Here is a 23143-nt window from a genome sequence, read left to right on the forward strand (position 1 = left end):
AATTTTACTTAAAAGATTCTGATCCTAACAAATCTATAATTTCCTGTACACCATCAATTTCTTGATGACTTTGATAATAAGCAATTATTTCTTCTTTTTTATTCGGTTCAAGCTGTTCATTATATAAAGGCATACTATATTTATCTAACATCTTGTAAATATATGGATGTAAAATTTCCTGGTTTTCATCTACATAATATAATACCCTATGTAATAATAGATTTTGAACAATATCATACAGTTTCATATCTTCAAATTGCTTTACAAGATTTACATAGTTATAATTGTCAAATAATTCTACTAAATCCGGTAATTTACTATCAATAAATGTATTAAATTTGTTCGGCATTATTGCTATAAACTCATTAATCTTGTTCATTATATTAAAATCATAATCATTACCATGATCCTTTTTACACATCATATCGAAAATATGTACCTTAGAATTTGGATTATCATTTAAAATTCTAACCAAAAAAGCATATTGATCAATATCAACATGAGGGTATGTATTCTTTCTAGGTACAATAAATTCAAACTCATTACTCATAGGATCTAGTGATACTAATTCTTTAAATACATTACGTATTTCATATGCAATAGAAGTAGTATTTCTTGGTATGCTATAAGGCCATAGTTTGGTTCCTTCTTCTAATCCTGTCTCTATATTATTGCAATGTAAATTAACCCAAGATATATTGGTATTATCAACAACATCAATAAGATATTGATATCCTGCATATTCAATCATATTGCCATGAAGATGAATACCAGTGACTTGGCTATATGGCAAACCATCTGCTAGATATCTAGCACCATCAGCTCCTATACTATTATTGCACAAATCTATAAAAAGAATTTTAGAATTTTGTAAGATTTCAGCTAAATATCTAGCTCCTTCAGCTTCTATATCATCCCAAGCAAGATCAATATACATAATGTCACTATTTTTAAGTGCTGGTGCTAAATATTTCATACCTTCATCTCCTATGTAATTTAGACGAAGATCAAGATCTAAAACTTTAACCTCTTTTAAAAATTCAGCTAAATACTTAACACCTGTAGTTCTTATTTTTTCTGCATGTACATTTAACTTGGCAATTTGACTATCTTTAAATGCTTGAACTAAATATTGAATACCATTAAGTTGCATAATATGATTGTAAGACATTTTAAGCTCACTAATTTTAGTATCTTTGAAAGCTTGAGCCAGATATTGAGCATCATCGGCTTCTAAGTTTTGACTATCAAGTGTAAGCTCAGCAATTGCAATATTTTGAAAGGTTTTATTTAGATATTGAGCACCCTTAATGCCTATTTTATTATTATGGATAGTAATATGAATATTCTTAATATCACAATATGATCTTTGAGATATATACTTATTAACATCACCATCTTCTGTGTAATGGATATCAAGATAAAGAGACCTCATTTTAGTATTACTCAGCATCTTATTTAAGTATTGTGCTGCATCGCTTCCAATTTTATTTTCACTCAAATCAAGTTCAGTAATTTGTATTTCTTTTAGAGATTCAGTAAGATATTTTACACCTTCATCCATTATATTATTATTTTTAAGATTAAGTGTGGTAATTTGAGTGTCTCTCAAAATTTGAGTTAAATACTTAAGACCATTACATCCTATGTTATTATTACTAAGATCAAGTCTAGTAATTTGAGTACCTTTTAGAGCTTGAGCTAGAGATTTAACATCGCCTTCTCCTATATTACTAAGAGATAAACTGTGATTATCTTTTAAGTTATCAATCATTGTTTTATATGGCATATATGTACCCTCCTAGCTATATAAGTTTTACTATATTTATTACTGTTGAACTGTAGAGATCATTTCATTAATGGCTCTTTGCATATATTCTCGAGCAGTATCAGTGGCAAGTCTAGTATAAACTGCCGTTGATCTTGGATCTCTATGATTTAGAAGCTGTCCTATTACATATTGATTTGCTCCGGTCATTGCCATCCAGCTTGGTATTGTTCTTCTTAAATCATGGATTCTTAAATTTTCTATTCCTGCCTTTTTACAAATCCTCTTCCATGCTTTCTTTGGTTCTTGCAAATGACCACTACTGCTTGTCTCACTTGGAAATACCCAAATGCTATCAGATTGCTCTTTCCTGGCTTTTAATATTTCTACTGCCTGATCTAATAAAGGTAAACGGTGAGGATCACCATTCTTAGTATCTGGAAGATATAACTGTTTATCAGCAAAACTAATCTGTTCCCAACGCATAGTAAGTACATTATCCTTACGAACTGATGTATACAAAGCTATTAAGAAAAAGTCCTTCATTACCTGGTTTTGCTCTTCTGATATTGCTGTAAAAAATCGTGGTATTTCTTCCCTAGTTAAATATCGATCTCTAGATTGTTCCTTGTGCTTCTTTATGCCAATAACTGGATTTACTGTTAATAATTCCCATTCTATTGCTTTACTAAATACAGGACTTAAAACTTCAAGAAATCTATTAGCTCCATATTTACCAGTTTTCGTCAATTTATTAAATAATTCTTGAATATCTGCTTTTTGAATGGTTGATATTTTTCTATTATATAAATGTTTTGCATATCTATCTACAGAAGCAGCATAATCTTTCCATCTTTTATTATTAATTTTACTGTATTCATCAAGGTATCTATCATAAAACTCTTTAAAGGTAGGCTCTTTAGATAATCTAGCTTTTTCTTCTATAGGATTATATCCTTGAGCAATTTTCCCTTTTAACTCAGATGCTTTGAGTCTTGCATCAATAATAGATAGATAGGGAAATACTCCTATTTTGATTCTATGATACTTTTTACTAAGTACCACTCCTAAATAAAATATTTTACTACCACCGTATGAGACGATTAGCAATAATCCTTTTTCTTTGGTATCTTTATATATATCTCGCTTTGCTTCTGGAGCTTTTATTTCTTGAAGCATTTCTTTAGTAAAAAGTAATGATTTAACTGGCATAATATTACCTACCATAGCTTAACCGAAATATATATTTAAAACTGTAGTATGTTTTAATTGTAATAGCAAATTCTATATCAAATATAATTACAATGAACTTGATTATTACTTTTACAATATAAACAACTAATAATTGTAATTATTGATTCATAAATTCAAAAGGTCCAAGTAAATTGCAAGGTAAAAATTGATCATAAAATTTGACTCGCTATATGCTCATTATATCCATATCCTATTTTAAAATTTCTAATATTTTTTAAAGATTGACAAATTATTGCAACTCTACTAAAGTTAAAGCATAGTATTGGTAGTAAGAAAAAACCCTTAACATATAAAGAGTTGTGAGGTATAAATTGGTTTATAAGAAAAAGGCAAAAAGTAAGGTAAAACGAACCGTTACATTGACATCGTAAAGGTCAGGGGTTCAACTCCCCTATCGCCCACCATTCACTACTTTTTGGTATATTTATAAACGTATCGAATGGCGAACGTAGCTTAAAATCAAGCTTTTCGCCGTTTAAAAAAAGGTTAGCAAATACTAAATTTACTAATCGCCTTTTTTCGGCAATTGTCGAACTCTTAAAAGCTCCATAGGCGTCAGATGCCAATTCTACTAAGGAAATCAACATTTTCGCAAAGCTATCATCTGCCTTATTGTGAGCTTCAATTTCTTTTATGGTCTTTTCTCTTTTTTGGATCAATTCTGCTCGTTTTGCCTCGTGATCTTCTTTGCTTAATTCACCATCAAGAAAATAATCCATTAACCTATCCATCCGTGTTTTGATCTTAGTGTTTTCAGCGTAAAGCTCTGTTAATCGTCTTTTGTGATAATCTTTCTCTGCATCTGCAGAAGTTTTTATATAGCTAATTACTTCTTGCCGTAGTTCAGGGCTTAAGACCATAGATTTAAAAACTTTTTCGACTTTTATTAATACTTTTTCTTCCGGTATATGTATAGCTTTTTTAGGATTTTCTAACTCCCATGCTCTTAAATATGTCCATTCTCTAGTTTCACCTTTTTTATTAGTTTTCTTTACTGTATAAGGTGTAACCATTTTATCAGTATTGCTACATCTAATTAACCCTCTAAATATAAATTCTTTTTCACTATACTTACCTTTCGACTTTCTACCCCAATTAAGACGTACATTTTGGCAAGCGTCAAATAAGCTTTTACTAATAATAGGGGGATATATGTGAGGGTACTCTTTACCAGTTTTTTTAACTTTCATTACTCCATAATAAAAAGTGTTTTTAGTAATTTGAAAAATTTGTTCCCTACATAAATAACTTTTATTCCCTTTTGAATTAGTTAAACCCCATTCTTTGGTCATTTCCCATATTTCAGGCAAACTATGTAATCCTGTAGCATATAGCTCAAATATTTTTTTTATAAATGGCGATCTTTCAGGATCAATATATATTCTATCAGCACCTTTTTTAGTTTTATCAGTATTATGTAAATAACCGATAGGAGCATTTGTTACCCATTCGCCACATCGCAATTTTTGAGCAATAGCACGATTTATATTATCCTTAAGACTGTTTACATAACTTTTAGCAAACATAACAAACATATCCCACATCATTAATTCGTGAGCAGTAGAGTATTTATGAATAATGCAATTTTCAGTATTAAAGTGTAATTCTATTTTTTCACTCTTAATAAGTTCAATTAGAAAAGGTGTTTCGTTATAGCTACGTTGCAGTCTGTCAACTTTATCTACTACTATTGCTACTATTTCCTTTTGCTGCTTAGCAAATTTTATAGCTGTCATAAACTTTTTACGTTCACCTACTGTTGAAGATTCAACAAGCTCAAAAATTTTTATTACTTCAAGACCTAAACGTATACAATAATCTTCTAAGCGTTTCTTTTGAGCATCAAGCGAATAGCCGTCTTCTTGTTCTTTTGATGACACTCTTACTAGTATTATTGCAAATTTTGCTTTTTTTCTCTCTTCCATAATATTAATTCAAGATTCATTAAGTTATAAGGCATATATTTTTATGTACCTTAATATTTAATTAAGTTAAGGGCTAATCAGACTTAATTTTATTTTTTTGTTCAATCATGCGTTTTGCGTTCTTGCTTAAATTGTCAACATAATTATTTGATAGCAATAATAAATCTTTACGTTTACAATATTCTTCTAAACGATTTTTTTGAGCGTCAAGTGAAAGGTTTTGTACTTTTTCCTTATCAAATTCAATTTTTTTTGTGTCTTTTTTTACGATTTTCATTTAAAACTTGCCTGCGTTTTTCAAGTAAATAATCTTTATGTATTGCATCAGCTACAGCAATTAAGTTTTGTATCATTTTATGCTTCATTTTTTCTAATTCTGATGTTGAATATTTTTTTGATAATATTACATCTTCTGTATATTCTTTTTTTTCTGACATTTGAAACTCCATTTATAATTTGATTTACTGGTTATATTTTATACTATAGATTGAACAGCTACACGTAAAACTATCCTTTACGTAAATGAACGCAAATTTTGTATTTATCGTGTAACTGATTTAACTTTATTCGATTATGCCGCTATTTGCTCCATATTCTGTAGCTTCTTCCCAATCGTAATATCTAGTTGTTTCTTGTATGAACTTTCTAATATTTAATGCTTTTATTTCATCTGAAAGTTTTAAATTATTTGAGTTAAGTAATTTTTCACAAAAAATAGCAGAGCTTAAAAGTCTATCTTCAGACTCTTTTAACCGGCGTATATACAAGGTATCGTTTTCTTGTACATAAACATAAATTTCAATCGTCCCCTCAATCAGTAAAGTATCAAGCATTATCCATAATATTTTATGGATTGGTGTATTTATTATTTCTTGATCAATTAAAATGCGTGCCGGTTTAACTTTACTAATTTTTACATATTATGTCCTTGCCAATAATTAAGTTCCTTTCCAGTAATTGTATATTTTTTTATTAAATCTGAAGCAGTAGCTTTATTTAGCTCAAGCCCAAGCGGGGTAGGATTAGAATAAGAGTTTAAGGATACAAATATGGTAATAAAGTATAATAAATTTTTTATAAACATATGAAAACCTTAGTGAATTAGATCGGGGAATAGGTAAGATTATTTTTTATAAATTGATATCCGTACATTATTAATATCATAATATTTATAATTTTTCAATTAAAAGTTAAATAAAATCCTCTTAAAACTTAATATTAAAAATCTTTACAAAATTTAGTGAAAAAAGATAAAATCTAATATATTATAGATAATTATATCTTTAGCTCATTACATGGTAATTTTTAGTATAGTTTTTTTTAAAACCGTTTCAGTGTTATTAAGTGTAGTAATCGGGTTTTTAGCGGGTAAATACTCAAATGTTGAAAGAGATAGCATCTCTTCTTTATTATTCTATTTTATATCACCTATAGTATTCTTTACTATTCCTGCTAGCACAACTTTGACATTTTCAGCATTAAGTGTTACGGTTGTAACCTTTGTAATTGCGACATTGTTGTCATTATTTTCTTACTATTTTTTCGGTAAATTTTGGCAAGATCATACACGTAATATTATAGCTTTGTCTGCTGGTACAGCAAATGGTGGATATTTCATGCTACCTATAGCTGCTGCACTTTTTGATGATTATACGTTAAGTATTTACATGATGGCAGTGATAGGCGTTAATATTTACGAGTGTTCGGTAGGCTTTTATATTTGTATGCGAAGCTTTGCAAACACTACTGATAGTATATTGAAAGTAGTAAAATTGCCAATTTTGAATGCATTTTTCCTAGGTTGTTTATTTAGTTTTTGCGGTTTTACTTTACCTGATTTCTTAGATGATTTTATATATAATATGAAAGGTTCTTTTTCTATACTAGGTATGGTTATGGTAGGACTTGCTCTTTCATCACTTCAAAAATTCGAAGTGGATATAAAATTTACTCTAGCTACTTTTGCTGCTAAATTCTTATTTTATCCTTTAGGGGTAGGGTTATTTATCATGTTTGATCATTTTGTAACAAAATGGTATAATAATGATTATTATAATGCGTTAAAGCTACTTTCTACAGCACCCTTAGCTGCAAATACCATAGTTATAGCAAATTTACAAAAATTTTATCCTGAAAAGGTCGCTGCCACCGTGTTTTTATCGCTACTTTTTGTAGTAGTATATATGCCGACAATGGTCAGTATATTTTTAAGTGATTTAAATTAGTAGGTTTATATGAAAATTAGCTCAATTAAAGTTGGTCCATATATTAACTTTCTTCCTCTTCAATATATACCAGAACATAAAATTTCTTATGTAGAATTTGGTGATCCCAAAAATAAAAATGTAATAATATGTGCTCATGGTTTAACAAGAAATGCTCATGATTTTGATAAAATAGCTAAGGAATTGAGTAAAGATTATAGAGTAATCTCTCTAAGCTATCCCGGACGCGGGGATAGTGAAAATTTTAAAAAAACCAGTCATTATAACTATACTACTTATATTAAAGATACGTTGCTGTTTTTAAATAAGTTAAAAATAAAAAAACCTATTTGGCTAGGTACTTCAATGGGCGGAATTATAGGTATGGTTCTTGCCAGTAAATTTAAAAATATTTTTAAAGGTTTAATATTAAATGATATAGGGGCGTTTATCGATTCTGCTCCTCTAGTCAAAATAGCAGCTTATGCTAAAAAAACTGTCATATTAGATGATCTAGAAAGTGCAAAAGAGCATTTGAAACTTATCTATGGGCAGTCAGGAATTAAAAATGAAGAAGATTGGGATTATTTAACAAAATATAGCGTTATTTCTACGTTTGGCGGAAAATATAAAATGAATTATGATCCTGCTATAACAAAAGGCATAAGAAATGTCAAAAGCCAAAAAGATGTAGATTTATGGTCTGTATGGAATAAAATAAAATGTAAAATATTACTGATTCACGGCATTAAATCTCAAGTTCTAACAAAATCTACTGTGGAAAAAATGCAAAAAACAAAAGATTTTGATCTTTACGAAATTAAATATGCAGGTCATACTCCCTCCTTAACAAATTCTAATGAAATTGAACATATAAAATCTTGGTTAGGAAAATTATAAAAAGAAGATAAATTAAATTATGAAAATTACTACTAAAGTACTAATAATTGGCTCAGGTCCTGCCGGTTTAAGTGCTGCTATTTATGCAGCAAGGGCATCTTTAAATCCAATATTAATTAATGGTATTCAGCCTGGCGGTCAGCTTACTATTACCACCGATGTTGAGAATTATCCAGGATTTGCAGAAAGCGTACAAGGTCCTTGGCTAATGGAACAGATGCGTATGCAAGCTGAAAATGTCGGCACCAAAATTGTTAACGATTATGTTGAGAAAGTGGATTTGTCACAAAGACCTTTTAAAGTGTCTACAGGATCTAGGACAGAGTACGAAGCTGAAAGCATAATTATTTGTACTGGTGCGGAAGCAAGATGGCTCGGCATCCCTACAGAGCAAGAATTTATGGGATTTGGGGTGTCAGCTTGTGCTACTTGCGATGGTTTCTTTTTCAAGAATCAGAAAGTAGTGGTAGTTGGTGGCGGTAATAGTGCTGTTGAAGAGGCTTTATATCTGACCAATCACGCAAGCAAAGTTACTATAGTACATAGAAGAGATAATTTTAGAGCTGAGAAAATATTACAAGAGCGGCTATTTAAAAATCCTAAAATATCTGTGATTTGGGATCATGTAGTAGAAGAGATTGTTGGTAATAATAACCCAAAATCCGTTACTGGCGTTAAAATCCAAAATGTTCATACCAAAGAGACGAGCTTAGTAAATTGTAGCGGCGTATTTGTAGCTATCGGGCATAAACCAAATACTGCTTTATTTGCAGAGCAAGTTACAATGGATAACGATAATTATATTATTACTACCCCTGGAAGTACTAAAACTAATATAGAGGGTGTTTTTGCTGCTGGTGATGTTCAGGATAAAATCTATAGACAAGCTATAACCGCAGCAGGTACTGGCTGTATGGCTGCCCTTGAAGCAGAGAAATTTTTGAATAAGTGATGTTCTTGTGGCTTGTATATAGGTTGTTGCATAGTTCTGATGTCATTCCCGCATGAGGCTTGCCTGTGTGGATCGAAAAACATGATCGGTGTCATCCTGTGGCGGCATTGTTGCATGGATCAATTTTTCCTCTGTCATCCCGTGCACTTGTAGCGGGATCCAGCTTAAAATACTGAAATTATTAGTATTAAAAGTTGCTTTTACTTACTACCGTGGTCAAGCCATGGTATGACTACCTTAGGGCGTTTTTTGATCCACGCAACAATGCCATCACCGGATGACAGAAGAAAAATTGATCCATGCGGGTAAGCCGCTGCGGGAATGACATAAGAGTCATACAGTAAAGTTTACTATTATTCTAAGTCTGTAGTCGGTGTATGTTGTTCACCCATCAAAGTACCAGCAATAATTATATTGGACATACCACCAACAATAATGTCTTCAGTATTTGCTAAATCCATAAGACCTTCTTTTAGCTCGTTAACCTCTTCTTCAGTAGCTAGATTATTTTTAAAAATAGCTGGCGTTGCTTCTACAAGAGATTTATAATATAGCAGTTTTTCCTCTTTCATTTTTAGTAAAGTATTTTTAAATTTGTAATCTGAATCTGAAAATTTTAAGCCTGCGTCTTTATAAAGCTTTAACAACTTCAGACCTAAATTATTATCTTTATTTAAATACTTGTTAAGTTTAGCTGCTAAATTAACTAATTGTGGTAAAGCGGGGCTCTCTGAAGAACTAAAAGCTAACTTGGATATAAGTTCTTGTGATACAATAATGCCGGTATTTAATTTAAGAACATTTTTAACAATATTTAATGCTTCTTGAGGGTGAGTTAATTGCATAAAAAGAAATCTAGAAAAAACAAAATCTATTGTGCCGTTCAAGCCCAAATTACCAACATCGTTCACAGGCATTTGATGAAATTCTATATTAACTCCTGCTTTCTCCGCAGCAGCTTTAGCTATTTCTAGTTGTTCTTCACTATTATCTATTGCAATAACTCTACCTGAAGAGGTCACTTGTTGTGCTAACCAAATAGCCATTGTTCCCATACCACATCCAAGTTCTAAAACTGTCATCCCTGGTTGTAAGACCTTTTTTAACAAGAATTTACAACTTGAAGGATTATTTAACCTACTTATTAAATCGTGACGATCTTGCCCTTCTTTTCCTGCTGCAAAATGATAGACTCCTTTTTCTTTTGCCATATTTTTAACCTTGATTAAATTGAAAGTAGTAAAATACTATATGAAAATATACTTTTGTCTAGATTAAAATAAGTAAATATTTAATTTAGAGTTTATAATTGTTAATTGACTTTTTTGGGGAGTTAAGTATAAATTTTAACTGAAGCAGTTAAAACTGTTTTGGGGTGTCGAAACTTCTTGTTACATGGTGGGTATCTACCATTAAATGATACCACCCTCGACTATATTATGGTCGGGGTGGTAATAGGTATGTCTAGAGCTTAAGGTACTACTTTAAGCTTAAAACCTATTGCAGACTGTTGTAACGGTTTTTCGAACGCCCCGACCACCATAATTATTGGTGGTTAATCTTAATTTAATAAGTTTAACGGTGGCAAGTCCATGACTAACCAAGATCAATTAATAAAAAACTCCATTCTTTTACTAGAACCTCCTTATAATTCCAGAAGCGACAAACTTAAAACAAGAATTGCAGCTTATTGTAAAAAATATAATTTAGGTATACCTGAAACTATTGAATTGAAAAATCCTTATGATCATGAAAGTTTAAATGAGCTAGTAGTGCAGGTAAGAGATTGTTCTATTAAGCCCGTTATAGTCATAATTCAAAAGCTTTCAATGAATTCGTCTATCAATAAAATACTTTGGGCGGTGCTAGGTACGCTTAGTACTTTAAAACTTATCAAAGTTAAAACTTATTATGAAATAAATAAGAAAATAGTGTTAGAGACTATAAGCGAAGATAATAATTTCATACATAAAGCTACAGTTTTTGCTAAGAAATATGGATATAATGAATGGCAACCATTGGAATATCTAACTGAAAAGCTTGAAGAGTAATGAGGCTTAAAATAAAAACTACTAAACTACTATTAAGTCAGATAATTTTATTAAAATTGAAGAGTGGCGTGCTATAGTGGATGATTATCGATATAACTTAATTTATAAGTGAAGTGTGATAATCTAAATATTGCCCAATATATCTGCTTCATCAAGCCATTCTAAAAAATCTGATGTAGCATTTCCTCTGACTTGTTCGTAGGTATTATATGCTTTTACAAAATTTTGTGCAGTACTAAATTTTTCTAGCAAAGTATCAAAATCTAAACCTTCCTTTCTCATTATTGCTACTACGTCATTATTTCCCATTTCTTGGATACGTTTACTATGCTCTTGTATTTTCTTTAGACTAACATCGACATTTAGTAAATTCTTTGCCTCCTCTTTATTATTTTCGATAATTTCGTATAACTCTTGGGTTTCTTTAATTGATAATGACTCACATTCTTGTCTTTGTTCTAAGCTTAAGGAATTGCATGTAACATCTTCAAATATTTCAATAATTGAATCTTTAAATGATATATTAAATTGTATGTTATACCACTTTTTACATGCATTTATTAAGCCCTCCAAAATCTCTAATAAGGTTACAGGATTACTTTGTACATTATCTGGCGATATATTTTTTAATCTTAACCATTCTTGGAATATTGAAGCTTCTTGGTTGATAAAATCAATTAATACAGTAGTGTTGATATCGGGAGTTGTCTTATCATAGCTATATTTTAATAAATTTTCATAGTTTGAATGTTGCCATCGAGAAGCCTGTACTGCACCATCTATAGTCATAGGTGCTTTACTTAATATATTTTCCCAAGGTTTGTTATCTTCAATAATTAACTCTAACATCATATAATGAATTATAAGACTGGCAGGATTCCTTACCACTTCACTACCAAATAGAAGATAAGTTAAAGAGTGTAGAAATTTTTTTATTTCTTCTTGTTGCAAACTATTTTCTGCTTTACTTATGCATTGTATAATTTCTGAATTAATTATTTTTCCTTTGCCTAGTATATCTATAACTCCTTGTGCTAAAAGCTTATCCGAAATATTAAGTTTTGTCTTCAGGTTACTTATCATTTTAATTATACTAGTATAACTAGTACTATTTTCTATTTTTCCAATATCTACACTATCAGCTCTACAGGAAGACTTCTTATATAATATTTGTCTTTCCGTAACACTCACATCATCTATGTAGTTAAAAACTCTAATTAAAATTTCTTCATCACTTACTATGCTACCATTATTTTTAAAATTTTTTATTAATCTTATGTTAGATTTGGTCATAAGCCTTAGATAGGCTAAAAACTCTATAGAGCTACTATAATCTTTAAATGAGACATTATATACGTTTGGTAACACTCCTCTCTTAACTGAATTCTTACTTATTTTTTCAATATTACTAAGTAATAAGCTGTTCAAACTATTATAAAAAATATCCAATTTTGTACATATAATACGTTGAAATTCAACAATATTATTATTTGCAAAGTTTTCTATGGATATTGTAGCTTCCTGTTCTAAAAGTTTTTCTTTTATTTTTGCTTTTCGATTAAATATTACGTTATTGCCTATAGCTATACCACATGCTGAGTATACTTCCCTTGTTGCTTCTATAATTTTTTGCGGAGTTATACTAATTTCTGTATTAGGCAACAAAATTTCTACTTGCTTGTTTAAAATATTATCTAGATGTTTTAAATTAACCGCTTTAATAAAATTTCTTTTATTATCAATTATATATTCAGAGAATTTTTTCAAAGCTTCTTCGTTATTTTTATAGTGTGTATTGTATTGGTCAAGGTTATCTTCTGCTGTTTTTTTCAATGCTTTTTCCCATGCTGCATTCACACAATTTGTAAAGTTTTCGTCTGAAAGAACTTTATTTTTTTTCAGCTCTTGTATTTTTTTAGAACGATAAAGTTTATCCACCTCTTGTGATTTTAATAATCGTATTCCAAATTCGTGTGCTAAAAATGATAGGACGAGATCAGTATGAGTAACAATTTTTTGAGAATGTAGGTCCGACAATTTTCCAAGTAGATTACATAGCTTACCTACAGAGGTAGCTCTTTCAAACCACTCTATATTATTATTAGCAATAATCTTAGTATCTTCTTCATCAGAGGAATCATCAAAATTAAGATAATAATTAGACTCTTCTATATTAAATGGTTTATTTGATGATTTTCCTATTTTCTTAACTGCCGGTTTCTTTTTATTAAGCATATTTTACTCTCTATCAAATTCTATAATTTTTAATATTTTGTTAAAAATGAGCTATGGAAAGAATCTAGATAAGAAGATTTAAGAATGCAATAGAAATTTAACTAAAGATATAAATTAATAATCTAAATATAATTTGAGAAACGCAAGGATTAATAAAAGATAAAGGGAAATAGAACAAAGTTTTAATAATGAGTAATAATTTCTATTTATAATTATAACAATATATTTTAACTATATTAACTTTAATATTAAAAAGGATTTTTATTAGGATGCAAATATAGTAACTATAAATTTTATTCAAATTGAATTATTGGACAGAATTTTATATTTTATAAGTCGTATCTATAAAATATGATGAGTTATGTTAGAACCAGAAGTCGCAAGGCAGCAAAAACAAGCGGTTTTAAATAATACAGAATCTACGCCAAATATTATATACATATATAATGATGAGGGGGCAGGTGAAAATTCCGTAAAGTATGTTCTTGATACCTTAACAAAAATCGCTACTACATATAAAATTAATTTTATAAATGCCCAAGATATTTTAGCTAAAGAATGGATTAAAAATGCTGTTTTATTAGTAATGCCCGGTGGGGCAGATATACCTTATACTAAAAAACTTAACGGTGAGGGAAATAAAATTATTAAAGAATATGTAGAAAGTGGCGGAAGTTATTTAGGATTTTGTGCAGGAGCATATTATGGTTCTAATTTTGTTGAGTTTGATAAAAATGGTGAATTAGAGGTTCTGGGTGAAAGGGAGTTAGCATTTTTTCCTGATAAATCTGTTGGTCCTATTCTTGCTAAATATGATTATAAAACAAATAGCGGAGCTAAGGCTGCACTACTCAAATTAAATACATCTGATGAAAATGACTTTACTAATATAAGTTTTTATTATAATGGAGGAGGGTATTTTTATAATGCTGACTCTTATAAAGATGTAAATGTATTAGCATATTATCATATTGAGAAAGATAATAATTATTTACCGGCAATTGTGGAAATTAAATGCAATAAAGGGATAGCTATACTTTCGGGGGTGCATTTTGAATGCTCTTCTAAATTATTAGATGCTAATGATCCATATGAATCAAAATTATTACCGATATTAGAAAAAGAGGAAGAAAATAGAGTTAAATTTAGTATTTCAATATTTAAAAGATTAGGTGTTAGAATTGAATAATTAAGTTAAAGATTCTGTTCTTCAAGTGAATTTTTACTAGCTATATGCCTATATTATCACGTTTATTTGCTACTAAAATACGTTATACGGCTACAGCATTAATTTATAATAGTGCTTATTCAATAGCAAGCTTTATTCCGATTATAGCTTCCTATTTATTACAGAAATATCAATCCCCTTTAATATTAGGTATTTTCTTTGTAATAAGTATAATTCTAGCATTTATTTCTATTATAGCAGTGCAAAATAGAAAAAATTTTTATTAAATATGTTATAGGGTTGTTTGAAAGGATATGATATTATCTATAAATTAGTAAACTTATTTCAAATATGTCAAATATTTATCATGTAACGATATCATTCAACAAAAGTAAGCAATTCTTATTAAAGGATTACGGGATAGTTTGGCATTTACTTTGGCAGTTTGCAACTTCTTTATATAAAAATGGAAATATATTAAATAATGTAGAATTTTTTAGTCCAACTAAAGATAGTTTAGTTTTTTATGGAGTCATTCCTAATAAAAATGCTTTAAATGATTCATATTTATGTAATCATTCATTAGAAGCTAAAAATAAATTAAAGGAATTTGAGGTCATAATTAATTATAAAATAACAGATACATATATTTGTGAAACGCCTCTTTATATAGAAGAAAACATAGAGGATATTAAATTTCTCTATTTATATCCTATATCTTACTCAAACTCTTATGAACAACAGCTTGTACTATATACAGATGAAATAAAGTATTTACCTTTATATATGCTCAATAATGATAAAGACCCACATCTTACAGGCAACATTACTTCTTGGAAAAACGACTATGCTGCCGCTCAACGCTTATGGTTATCAAGCTATAAAAAATTAGAATCACTAATGGAAGAACAATTAGCTAAATTAGATAGTGATATATCTATAAAGGGAAGAAAAATTAGTAAGCGAATTCAAAAATCTTTGAAAAAAAAAGTCTTTTATCCCATAGCTGAAATAGTATCAAGAGGTTCGTATGTTCGGTCTAACTATTCAAATTGTCCATCTTGTGAAAAAAATTGGCAGTTAAAAACAACATTTCATAAGATCTTTGATTATAAATGTAATAAATGCTTTTTGTTAGGGTATGAACTTCATAGTTAATTTTATTTTCTAGTCACAGTAAAAGTAGGGAAGATACCCGAATCCAAAAAGGTCGGAAGTACATTTTGAATAGAATAGGCTTATTAACTTAACTACAAACTAATTAAACTTCCAATTGACTTATTCTATATATTTATATATTAGTACATTTTTAATTTTCTAATCTATTTAAAAGAATTTATTATGCAACACACAAGCGATGATGAACCTATAAAATATAAAGTCAAAGTTAAAATAAATGATAAGCTTAGAATACATCAGCGTATGAAAGCAAATGTACACGAGATAATTTTAGAACCGCATGCTAGAGTAATTATAGAACCTGAAATTGAACTAAGTAATAGTACATCTGATAAAATACATATATATACTGTTGATGATAGTGAATATAAGCTTACAGGGGATATACCTTATTCAGCATAATTAGATGTTCAAATAAAAGTAAGAAGTGAATTTGCTAACCTGACGCTAAAACCTCAAAATGATTATACCTTGCGTCCGCCATTCGATACATTCGTACAAATACCGAAAAGTGGGGAGTGGCGCACCCGAGAGGAGTCGAACCCCTAACCTTATGATCCGTAGTCATATACTCTATCCAATTGAGCTACGGGTGCTAAATCCTCAAGAAGCATATATAAAAGCTTATAGTTTGTCAAGAAACACTTCAGGTTAACGATTTATACTCACTCTTTCCAAATAAAACTTCTTCTACCGACTTTTCATTTATTAAAAATATATGTTATAATTCCATTTCTTAAAAAACAATAAAATATAAAAATAATTACAACTAATAGTTGAATTATTATTTCGGATATTGTATATAGAGTTTCATAATTAATAAGAGATAGAAAATGCATAAAATTTTAAAGCTAATTATAGTTTGTTTACTTGGTATTAATATTACCGCACAAGCTGAAAATATGTCGGAAACTGCCAAAAAGAATTTAGAGATAATTAATTCCTTAAATGTTGAAAGAAAATGGCAGAAAGGTAGTGTAATAAACTGTAAGACAGGTGAAACTTTATTAGAAGAAACAGAAAAATACGACTCTCCCAAGTTAAAGCGTTTATCGCATTGTAGTTGTTTTGCGTATGCTGCTTCTAAGGCATTAGGTCTTCCAAATAAGTCACTACTTCCTCATCCTGAGGGCGATAAGGAGTTTATACCTGCTTTGTCAAATAAACAAGCTGAATGGCTTGAAACAGAAGGGGTAAAAAATGGATGGAGTTATATCAAGACTGCAAATCGTGATGATGGTTTTGTTCAAGCACAAAAATTTGCTAATCAAGGACATTTTGTTGTATCGGTATATAAGAATGCTAACCCAAAAAGAGCAGGGCATATTGCAGTTGTTATTCCAAGTAGTAAAGATGTAGAAAAGATAAAATTAGAAGGTCCTGATATTGCACAAGCTGGTACAAGTAACTTTTCTTCTGGCTCATTAAAAAAGGGTTTCAAAAATAAAAGAGATGCTTTTAAAGATAATGAAATAAAATTTTATTATTTTAAAGCTTAATTTAATTATAATTGTTGGGAGAATCATTTTTGTTCCTTTCATCTAGATTGCTTGTCCGGCTTTGTTACATGGATCGGTTTTTCCGTCTGAGCTAAGGAAATTACGAAGTAATTGTACATACGCAATTCAGCTAAAAAATGCTGACTTATAGCATTTTTTATTATTTTTTCTGGATTGCCACGCTCATTTTATTCGCTCGCAATGACGGAAAAGTTGATCCATGCGGGCAATGCTCCCCACATGGCGGCGTTGTTGCGGGGTCTTATGTCGCAATTTATATCTAAAGATATCTAAGGTACAAGCCGCAGTATGACATTAAAGGTTACTGGATTGTATGATGAAGTGCAGCTCGGTAGTGATATAGCTATAATAATTATAAAATAAATTCTCATTATATGCTCTATGTAAACATCCTAACTATTGGAATATTTGAAGGATCGAGTAGTTTTTTCATTTGCGAAAAAGCTTGCACAATATTTTCTACAGAACTATCAATAAATTTATCGGTATTAATATAATTTTCTGAGTCATCTTGAATATAAAAAAGAATAGATGATACATAAACTGAAAGTAGTAAGCCTCGTTTAGTATAATAATTATAATCAATCGATTTATCACCGGCATATTGCCAAATAATATCACAGCTGTGGAATGCAACTTCTGTACCTTGAATAGGATTTAATGCAAAATATGCGGCATTCTTGCTATGAATAATAGGTAACACAGCTTTAATTCTAGTTTTTACTGCTAAGGATATTTTTTCTCTAATTTTATTTGGTACTTCCTGCTCATTTAAATTTTCTAGCGTAATATTATCTAAATAGCTTTCAAAAAATTTTATTATTTCGGCTAATCCATCTGGAAAAAGTATTAAGCTATAGCCCTTAGCAAAGCCGCATTTTTCTTCTGCTTCATTAATTATTTTGTCATTCCATTCATTAAATGGTAATAATTCTAGCAATGATTGCATGAAGCTTATTTTCTTTGTGTAGTGTTCTTGTTGAATATTCATATTTTTAACCTTGACATTATAACTTATTATATAGATAATATAGCTTGTTACCAATATATATTTATTTTAAGGAGAGTAATTTTAGTGATACTAGTAAATGTTCACGCCGGTAATTGTGATAATACGCTTAAGAATTTTAAGAAAAAGCTACAAAGAGAGCTTTATTTTCGTAAGATGAAAGAACAGCGTTACTACGAACCGAAGTCAGTAAAGCGTGTTCGTAAAGCACAAGAAGCTGCACGAAGAAAAAGAAAGTTTGCTCGTAAAAGAATGTACGAGGATTAAAATTTCTAATTAGTTTCAAATAAAATGAAAGGCAAGTTATTATTAAATAGCTTGCCTTTTTTGTTATGTGTAACGTCATTGCGAAAAAAGCAGACGTTGTTGCATGGCTTAGAAAATGTCCTGTATGTCATTACTGCGTAGGCGGGAATCCAGAAAAAATTTAAATAAATGTGATTCTTGATTGTAAAAGCTAATTGTATTTACTTCCAGTAATTACTGAATTCCCGCTTTTGTGGGAGGGCATTGTTGCGTGGATAAAAAAATACTCTTGGTGTCATCTAGTTGCTTGACCACGGTATCCAGAAAAATAATAAAAAATACTATAAGTTAGCATTTTTTAACTGGCTCTAGTTCATAAATCACGGGATGACAATTGGAAAACCGATCCCTCATGCGGGAATTAAGAGCCACTCAACAATTCCAATTTTTCCTCGCAATGACAGAGAAATACAACCCCCCATAAATTAACGAGCCAATAATAATAACTAACGGTGTTAGAGGTAGATCAAAATAAAAAGAGGCAGTAGCAGCACAGAAATTAATAAATAACGAAATAAAAATTGATATTATAATCATCATAGCAGGGCTGCCTACCATAAATCTTGCAATCATAGCAGGAATAAGTAGCACAGCTGTCACCATAAGAACCCCAACTATTTTAATTGCAGAAAATACTGATACAGATAAAATAAGTAAAAATAGTAGTTCTATAATATTAACTTTTACGCCTTTAATTACGGCAATATCTTTGTTAATAATTATAAGAAGAATTTTATTATAAAAATATGCAATAAAACATATAATAGCTATAAGCATTATTGCTAGCACAATTAAATCATCAAAAGCTACAGATAAAATATCGCCAAACAGTAAATTTACTATATTGTTTTGGGCAGAAGAAAAATAATTAATAATTAAAGCAATAGCCAGCATAGAGCTAGAAATTAAATTAATAACTGCATTTTTCTCAGAATTATTTTGGAAAATAAACACAAAAATTGAAAAAAGAATTGCAACAATTAGTCCTGAATATATTAATGGAAAATGAGCAATAATACTAATGCTGACTGCAAGAAAGCTACTATGAGCAAGCCCGTCGCCGAAGTAAACATATCTTTTCCATAATGCTATGCAGCCAATAGGAGCAAATATGCAGCTAATTAAAATTAAGGCTAGTATTATTAGTACCATATAAGTATATTATAGCTATGTCTTCAGTTAATAAAAACGAATTAGAAAAATTTGAGAAAATCTCTCATAGTTGGTGGAATAAGGATGGGGAGTTCGGTATTTTACACCGCATAAATCCTATTCGCCTTAACTATATAATAGAGAAGATAAAATCGCATTACAACGATATTTCTGATTTGGAAATATTAGATGTAGGTTGTGGTGGCGGTTTAATTGCTACTAATCTCACTATGCAAGGTTTTAACGTTACGGCTATTGATGCTTTGCAAAGTAATATCGATACTGCTTTGGCTTATGCTACGGAAAATAATATTAAGGTAAATTATTTAAAAAGTACTATAGAAGAATTAGAAAACGATAAGCAATATGATGTAGTGATTTGCCTTGAAGTTATCGAGCATGTGGAAAATGTTCAAGAATTTATGCTTAATTTAGTAAAGCGTATTAAACCAAAAGGTATTGCAATAATTTCTACGATTAACCGCACCAAAAAAGCTTATTTACTTGGGATAATAGCAGCTGAATATATACTCGGATGGGTGCCAAAAAATACCCATGATTATAGTAAGTTTCTAAAACCATCTGAAATTTATGAGATGCTAGAAAATACCAATATAGAAATTGAGGAGCTAAAAGGTTTGGTGTATAACATGGCAGAAGACAAATGGGTATTAAGTGATGATGATATAGATGTAAACTACTTTGTATATTTGAAGAAAAACGTATTAGGTGTCATCTAGTTATTTCTGGTTTTGTTGCATGGATCGAAAAGCAACATCGGTGTCATTCCCGCCTATGCGGGAAGGAATTGTTGAGTGGAACAAAAAACGTCCACGGTATCCAGAAAATAATAAAAAATACTAATAAAATTAGTATTTTTAACTAGATCCCGTGAATAAATCACGGGATGACAGGGGAAAATGATCCACGCAACAATGCCATGCGGGAATGACATAATTGATCCATGCAACAACCTGGGTACAAGCCACGGGGTGATAATAAAAAAACTGGATCCCTCTACAAGTGAGCTAAATGACAGCAAGAGTAAAAAAATGACTAACAACGTGATTACTAGATTTGCTCCGTCACCGACGGGGTTTTTACATATAGGTTCAGCAAGAACGGCTTTATTCAATTATTTATTTGCTAAGCATAATAACGGCAAATTTCTATTACGTATTGAAGATACTGATAAAGAAAGATCAACAGAAGCAGCGGTAGAAGCCATATTTTCAGGACTGAAATGGCTAGGGCTTAATTGGGATGATGAAGTTGTATTCCAATCTAAACGCAATGATCTTTATAAGGAAGCAGCATTAAAGTTGCTTGCAGAGGGTAAGGCATATTATTGTTTTACGCCTCAGGAAGAAATAGAAAAGCAAAGACAAGAAGCTCTAGAAAATAAGCAGCATTTTATTTTTAACAGTAAGTGGCGTGATAAAACTTCTGATACTTACCCAAAAGACATAAAGCCGGTTATACGTTTAAAAACTCCAAGTTCAGGTAGTATAACAATTCATGATACTTTGCAAGGTGATGTAGTAATTGAGAATTGCCATATTGATGATATGGTGTTGCTACGTAGTGATGGCACTGCTACTTATATGCTAGCTGTGGTGGTTGATGATCACGATATGGGTATAACTCACATTATTAGAGGTGATGATCATTTAACGAATGCTGCGAGGCAAATCGCTATATATAACGCTTTTGGTTACCATGTTCCAATTATGACTCATATACCGCTAATTCATGGAGCAGATGGTGCTAAATTATCTAAGAGGCATGGGGCTTTAGGTGTTGAAGCTTATAAGGATATGGGATATTTGCCGGAAAGCTTATGTAATTATCTATTGCGGCTTGGTTGGAGTCATGGGGATGATGAGATTATCCAGATGGATCAAGCTATCGAATGGTTTAACCTAGATTCACTCGGTAAATCACCTGCAAGGCTTGATTTTACTAAAATGAATAGTTTAAATAGCCATTATTTAAGAATGCTTGATGAAGACAGTTTAATTACTAAAATTTTAGAGATATTAAATAGAAATTACAAGGTCAGTGAGCAGGAAGTAAATTATATAAGACGTGGTTTGCAAGGTTTATTAGTTAGAAGTGAAACACTGCTAGATTTAGCAAAGCTTGCTAAAATTTATCTAGTAAATATTCCTGTTGCTTATGAATCGGAGGCAAAAGAGATAATAGCAAATTGCGATAAAAATTTGATTAATAATGTTGTACAAGGCTTAGAAAAACTTGAGCGGTTTGATAAAGAATCAGTACAGGATGAATTTAAGAAAATAGCAGCAGCAAATAGTTTAAAGCTAAATGAAGTTATGAAGCCTGTGAGAGCTTTAATAACCGGTATGGTCGGCTCACCTAGCGTATTTGAAATTGCTGAAATTTTAGGAAAAGAAAATATTTTAAAAAGGTTAGAAATAAAATGAAGAATTATATAAAAAAAACTATATTTGTTTGTAGTGGTTTATTTGTAATAGTTGGGGTTTTCGTATTATTTAGGGTGGAAAATGTTAATGCTTCAACAGCTCCTAAAAAATATGGAGCTTGGAATTTAAACTGCAATCTTAATAACGAACAAAAACAAATTTGCTTTCTATCACAACAAATTAATAATACGGAAAAAGATAAAGAGAAAGAAATATTAGCAATGTACCATATTGGTTATTTCAATAATGATCAAAGCATAAAGGAATTAAAACTAATCGAAGTATTACCGCCAAATGTTCAAATTCCTGCTGGCACAGCTATTAATAGCAGTGAGAAAAATATTGCACCAGGAAAATATATAAATTGTACGATAAATAGTTGCCAAGCTATAGCTACTATTACACAAGATGACATTGAAATGATTTTATTAAATGATAATTATTTAGAGTTTATAACGGCTGATGGTAAACAAGCTAAAATTACATTTATAAAACATGGTTTGAAAGAGGGACTAAAGGTTTTAGAGAGATAGAAAATTACTGATTGTGATATAATATGAATGAAATAAATATTCGTTCCGCAACAATTAATGATATATCTAGTATTTTGCCCTTAATGTCGTAACTTGGTTATCCATCTAGCTTAGAAGAATTAACAACTCGTTTTAAAAAATTCATAAATAATGATGGATATGGTGTTGCCGTAGCTAGTTTAAATAATGAAATTGTTGGAGTTATTGCTTGGTCTAAATCAATGCTTTTTGTATCAGATAAAATCCGCATTCATGTTGAAGCTTTAGTCATTGACGAAAATTACCGAGGGCAAAAAATTGGTAAAAAGCTAATGGAATATTTAGAAGAAAAAGCCAAAAAATATAATCAGGTATTAGTTGATCTTACTTCCGGTTACCGACGAGCCAAAGACGGCACGCATGCTTTTTACGAAAATTTAGGCTACAAATCCGGTGAATCAGCAGGAGCCTATTTTAGAAAAGAGTTATAAATATGAAATAAATATTTGATTTATCTGTACTTTATCTGCATAATATAATAATGAACTATGCAGATAAAAT

General features: G+C 30.2%; 24 protein-coding genes, 1 tRNA gene and 1 pseudogene. 14 read left to right on the top strand and 12 right to left on the bottom strand.

The genetic code is table 11. The features are described 5' to 3' along the window. Window positions 1-4 precede the first annotated feature (4 nt). The 7 genes from RBE_RS02260 to RBE_RS08845 all read right to left on the bottom strand — a co-directional run bounded on the left by RBE_RS02260 (window position 5) and on the right by RBE_RS08845 (window position 6031). On the bottom strand, window positions 5-1789 hold the full coding sequence (locus RBE_RS02260) for a hypothetical protein (RefSeq protein ID WP_008579905.1): 1785 nt from the start codon (window positions 1787-1789) through the stop codon (window positions 5-7). A gap of 39 nt (window positions 1790-1828) precedes the next feature. Then, window positions 1829-2995, bottom strand: a complete 1167-nt coding sequence (locus RBE_RS02265; RefSeq protein WP_008579904.1) for a tyrosine-type recombinase/integrase — start codon at window positions 2993-2995, stop codon at window positions 1829-1831. Between the two features lie 401 nt (window positions 2996-3396). Then, the gene (locus tag RBE_RS02270) at window positions 3397-4947 is read right to left on the bottom strand and encodes a recombinase family protein (RefSeq protein WP_011477115.1); all 1551 of its coding nucleotides are present in this window, start codon (window positions 4945-4947) and stop codon (window positions 3397-3399) included. Window positions 4948-5020: 73 nt separating this feature from the next. Continuing rightward, window positions 5021-5224: a hypothetical protein gene (locus RBE_RS02275; protein ID WP_012152042.1), complete on the bottom strand. Its 204-nt coding sequence runs from the start codon at window positions 5222-5224 to the stop codon at window positions 5021-5023. Beyond that, entirely contained in the window at window positions 5190-5384 is a 195-nt protein-coding gene (locus RBE_RS02280; RefSeq protein ID WP_012152041.1) for a hypothetical protein, read from the bottom strand. The genes RBE_RS02275 and RBE_RS02280 overlap by 35 nt, the downstream gene beginning before the upstream one ends. A gap of 126 nt (window positions 5385-5510) precedes the next feature. Continuing rightward, the gene (locus RBE_RS02285) at window positions 5511-5780 is read right to left on the bottom strand and encodes a hypothetical protein (RefSeq protein ID WP_011477116.1); all 270 of its coding nucleotides are present in this window, start codon (window positions 5778-5780) and stop codon (window positions 5511-5513) included. Window positions 5781-5860: 80 nt separating this feature from the next. Beyond that, window positions 5861-6031, bottom strand: coding sequence for a hypothetical protein (locus tag RBE_RS08845; protein WP_012152040.1), 171 nt, complete (start codon window positions 6029-6031; stop codon window positions 5861-5863). 211 nt (window positions 6032-6242) lie between these two features. On the opposite strand from RBE_RS08845, the gene RBE_RS02290 reads away from it, so the two are divergent. The 3 genes from RBE_RS02290 to trxB are packed head-to-tail and all read left to right on the top strand — an operon-like array spanning window position 6243 to window position 9003. After that, window positions 6243-7172 (top strand): AEC family transporter, encoded by a 930-nt coding sequence (locus RBE_RS02290; protein ID WP_011477117.1) that lies wholly within the window; start codon window positions 6243-6245, stop codon window positions 7170-7172. Window positions 7173-7181: 9 nt separating this feature from the next. Continuing rightward, window positions 7182-8051 carry an alpha/beta fold hydrolase gene (locus RBE_RS02295; RefSeq protein WP_011477118.1) on the top strand — a complete coding sequence of 290 codons (870 nt, stop codon included), beginning with the start codon at window positions 7182-7184 and terminating at the stop codon, window positions 8049-8051. Between the two features lie 19 nt (window positions 8052-8070). Further along, window positions 8071-9003, top strand: a complete 933-nt coding sequence (gene trxB / locus RBE_RS02300) for a thioredoxin-disulfide reductase (protein ID WP_011477119.1) — start codon at window positions 8071-8073, stop codon at window positions 9001-9003. A 353-nt stretch (window positions 9004-9356) separates the two neighbouring features. Here the strand turns inward: trxB and RBE_RS02305 are convergent, their stop codons facing one another. Continuing rightward, window positions 9357-10214 (bottom strand): class I SAM-dependent methyltransferase, encoded by an 858-nt coding sequence (locus tag RBE_RS02305; protein ID WP_011477120.1) that lies wholly within the window; start codon window positions 10212-10214, stop codon window positions 9357-9359. Window positions 10215-10595: 381 nt separating this feature from the next. On the opposite strand from RBE_RS02305, the gene RBE_RS02310 reads away from it, so the two are divergent. Then, the gene (locus tag RBE_RS02310) at window positions 10596-11054 is read left to right on the top strand and encodes a hypothetical protein (RefSeq protein WP_011477121.1); all 459 of its coding nucleotides are present in this window, start codon (window positions 10596-10598) and stop codon (window positions 11052-11054) included. A 123-nt stretch (window positions 11055-11177) separates the two neighbouring features. On the opposite strand, the gene RBE_RS02315 is transcribed toward RBE_RS02310, so the two are convergent. Continuing rightward, entirely contained in the window at window positions 11178-13289 is a 2112-nt protein-coding gene (locus RBE_RS02315; protein WP_011477122.1) for a hypothetical protein, read from the bottom strand. Window positions 13290-13650: 361 nt separating this feature from the next. On the opposite strand from RBE_RS02315, the gene RBE_RS02320 reads away from it, so the two are divergent. The 4 genes from RBE_RS02320 to RBE_RS02340 all read left to right on the top strand — a co-directional run bounded on the left by RBE_RS02320 (window position 13651) and on the right by RBE_RS02340 (window position 16038). Next, the gene (locus RBE_RS02320; protein WP_011477123.1) at window positions 13651-14478 is read left to right on the top strand and encodes a BPL-N domain-containing protein; all 828 of its coding nucleotides are present in this window, start codon (window positions 13651-13653) and stop codon (window positions 14476-14478) included. A gap of 44 nt (window positions 14479-14522) precedes the next feature. After that, a complete protein-coding gene (locus RBE_RS02325; protein ID WP_011477124.1) occupies window positions 14523-14744 on the top strand; it encodes a hypothetical protein in 222 nt (73 codons plus the stop codon). 64 nt (window positions 14745-14808) lie between these two features. Next, window positions 14809-15615 (top strand): DUF2310 family Zn-ribbon-containing protein, encoded by an 807-nt coding sequence (locus RBE_RS07805; RefSeq protein WP_011477125.1) that lies wholly within the window; start codon window positions 14809-14811, stop codon window positions 15613-15615. A gap of 183 nt (window positions 15616-15798) precedes the next feature. Next, a complete protein-coding gene (locus RBE_RS02340; RefSeq protein WP_012152034.1) occupies window positions 15799-16038 on the top strand; it encodes a hypothetical protein in 240 nt (79 codons plus the stop codon). Window positions 16039-16155: 117 nt separating this feature from the next. On the opposite strand, the gene RBE_RS02345 is transcribed toward RBE_RS02340, so the two are convergent. Next, window positions 16156-16232: transfer RNA gene (locus tag RBE_RS02345), tRNA-Arg, on the bottom strand. A 237-nt stretch (window positions 16233-16469) separates the two neighbouring features. Between RBE_RS02345 and RBE_RS02350 the strand changes: the two genes are divergently transcribed. Next, a complete protein-coding gene (locus RBE_RS02350; RefSeq protein WP_011477126.1) occupies window positions 16470-17135 on the top strand; it encodes a hypothetical protein in 666 nt (221 codons plus the stop codon). Between the two features lie 400 nt (window positions 17136-17535). Here the strand turns inward: RBE_RS02350 and RBE_RS02355 are convergent, their stop codons facing one another. Beyond that, the gene (locus RBE_RS02355; RefSeq protein WP_012152033.1) at window positions 17536-18147 is read right to left on the bottom strand and encodes a COQ9 family protein; all 612 of its coding nucleotides are present in this window, start codon (window positions 18145-18147) and stop codon (window positions 17536-17538) included. Window positions 18148-18231: 84 nt separating this feature from the next. Between RBE_RS02355 and rpsU the strand changes: the two genes are divergently transcribed. Continuing rightward, on the top strand, window positions 18232-18432 hold the full coding sequence (rpsU, locus tag RBE_RS02360; RefSeq protein ID WP_011477128.1) for a 30S ribosomal protein S21: 201 nt from the start codon (window positions 18232-18234) through the stop codon (window positions 18430-18432). A 411-nt stretch (window positions 18433-18843) separates the two neighbouring features. On the opposite strand, the gene RBE_RS02365 is transcribed toward rpsU, so the two are convergent. After that, window positions 18844-19623, bottom strand: a complete 780-nt coding sequence (locus tag RBE_RS02365; protein ID WP_011477129.1) for a metal ABC transporter permease — start codon at window positions 19621-19623, stop codon at window positions 18844-18846. Between the two features lie 17 nt (window positions 19624-19640). Here RBE_RS02365 and ubiG point away from each other — a divergent pair, with 17 nt between their 5' ends. The 4 genes and pseudogenes from ubiG to RBE_RS02385 all read left to right on the top strand — a co-directional run bounded on the left by ubiG (window position 19641) and on the right by RBE_RS02385 (window position 23073). Continuing rightward, window positions 19641-20363, top strand: coding sequence for a bifunctional 2-polyprenyl-6-hydroxyphenol methylase/3-demethylubiquinol 3-O-methyltransferase UbiG (ubiG, locus tag RBE_RS02370; RefSeq protein ID WP_011477130.1), 723 nt, complete (start codon window positions 19641-19643; stop codon window positions 20361-20363). 312 nt (window positions 20364-20675) lie between these two features. Then, window positions 20676-22070, top strand: a complete 1395-nt coding sequence (gene gltX / locus RBE_RS02375) for a glutamate--tRNA ligase (protein WP_011477131.1) — start codon at window positions 20676-20678, stop codon at window positions 22068-22070. Continuing rightward, window positions 22067-22603, top strand: coding sequence for an invasion associated locus B family protein (locus RBE_RS02380; RefSeq protein WP_011477132.1), 537 nt, complete (start codon window positions 22067-22069; stop codon window positions 22601-22603). The genes gltX and RBE_RS02380 overlap by 4 nt, the downstream gene beginning before the upstream one ends. A 23-nt stretch (window positions 22604-22626) precedes the next feature. Further along, a pseudogene (locus RBE_RS02385) lies at window positions 22627-23073 on the top strand (GNAT family N-acetyltransferase). The last annotated feature ends 70 nt before the right edge of the window (window positions 23074-23143 follow it).

The organism is Rickettsia bellii RML369-C (assembly GCF_000012385.1).
GTDB lineage: Bacteria > Pseudomonadota > Alphaproteobacteria > Rickettsiales > Rickettsiaceae > Rickettsia > Rickettsia bellii.

Excerpts from the sequence above, each read along its gene's own strand:
- RBE_RS02260 (WP_008579905.1), bottom strand. The coding sequence starts at position 1,789 with ATGCCATATAAAACAATGATTGATAACTTAAAAGATAATCACAGTTTA.
- RBE_RS02265 (WP_008579904.1), bottom strand. The coding sequence starts at position 2,995 with ATGGTAGGTAATATTATGCCAGTTAAATCATTACTTTTTACTAAAGAA.
- RBE_RS02270 (WP_011477115.1), bottom strand. The coding sequence starts at position 4,947 with ATGGAAGAGAGAAAAAAAGCAAAATTTGCAATAATACTAGTAAGAGTG.
- RBE_RS02275 (WP_012152042.1), bottom strand. The coding sequence starts at position 5,224 with ATGAAAATCGTAAAAAAAGACACAAAAAAAATTGAATTTGATAAGGAA.
- RBE_RS02280 (WP_012152041.1), bottom strand. The coding sequence starts at position 5,384 with ATGTCAGAAAAAAAAGAATATACAGAAGATGTAATATTATCAAAAAAA.
- RBE_RS02285 (WP_011477116.1), bottom strand. The coding sequence starts at position 5,780 with ATGCTTGATACTTTACTGATTGAGGGGACGATTGAAATTTATGTTTAT.
- RBE_RS08845 (WP_012152040.1), bottom strand. The coding sequence starts at position 6,031 with ATGTTTATAAAAAATTTATTATACTTTATTACCATATTTGTATCCTTA.
- RBE_RS02290 (WP_011477117.1), top strand. The coding sequence starts at position 6,243 with ATGGTAATTTTTAGTATAGTTTTTTTTAAAACCGTTTCAGTGTTATTA.
- RBE_RS02295 (WP_011477118.1), top strand. The coding sequence starts at position 7,182 with ATGAAAATTAGCTCAATTAAAGTTGGTCCATATATTAACTTTCTTCCT.
- trxB (WP_011477119.1), top strand. The coding sequence starts at position 8,071 with ATGAAAATTACTACTAAAGTACTAATAATTGGCTCAGGTCCTGCCGGT.
- RBE_RS02305 (WP_011477120.1), bottom strand. The coding sequence starts at position 10,214 with ATGGCAAAAGAAAAAGGAGTCTATCATTTTGCAGCAGGAAAAGAAGGG.
- RBE_RS02310 (WP_011477121.1), top strand. The coding sequence starts at position 10,596 with ATGACTAACCAAGATCAATTAATAAAAAACTCCATTCTTTTACTAGAA.
- RBE_RS02315 (WP_011477122.1), bottom strand. The coding sequence starts at position 13,289 with ATGCTTAATAAAAAGAAACCGGCAGTTAAGAAAATAGGAAAATCATCA.
- RBE_RS02320 (WP_011477123.1), top strand. The coding sequence starts at position 13,651 with ATGTTAGAACCAGAAGTCGCAAGGCAGCAAAAACAAGCGGTTTTAAAT.
- RBE_RS02325 (WP_011477124.1), top strand. The coding sequence starts at position 14,523 with ATGCCTATATTATCACGTTTATTTGCTACTAAAATACGTTATACGGCT.
- RBE_RS07805 (WP_011477125.1), top strand. The coding sequence starts at position 14,809 with ATGTCAAATATTTATCATGTAACGATATCATTCAACAAAAGTAAGCAA.
- RBE_RS02340 (WP_012152034.1), top strand. The coding sequence starts at position 15,799 with ATGCAACACACAAGCGATGATGAACCTATAAAATATAAAGTCAAAGTT.
- RBE_RS02350 (WP_011477126.1), top strand. The coding sequence starts at position 16,470 with ATGCATAAAATTTTAAAGCTAATTATAGTTTGTTTACTTGGTATTAAT.
- RBE_RS02355 (WP_012152033.1), bottom strand. The coding sequence starts at position 18,147 with ATGAATATTCAACAAGAACACTACACAAAGAAAATAAGCTTCATGCAA.
- RBE_RS02365 (WP_011477129.1), bottom strand. The coding sequence starts at position 19,623 with ATGGTACTAATAATACTAGCCTTAATTTTAATTAGCTGCATATTTGCT.
- ubiG (WP_011477130.1), top strand. The coding sequence starts at position 19,641 with ATGTCTTCAGTTAATAAAAACGAATTAGAAAAATTTGAGAAAATCTCT.
- gltX (WP_011477131.1), top strand. The coding sequence starts at position 20,676 with ATGACTAACAACGTGATTACTAGATTTGCTCCGTCACCGACGGGGTTT.
- RBE_RS02380 (WP_011477132.1), top strand. The coding sequence starts at position 22,067 with ATGAAGAATTATATAAAAAAAACTATATTTGTTTGTAGTGGTTTATTT.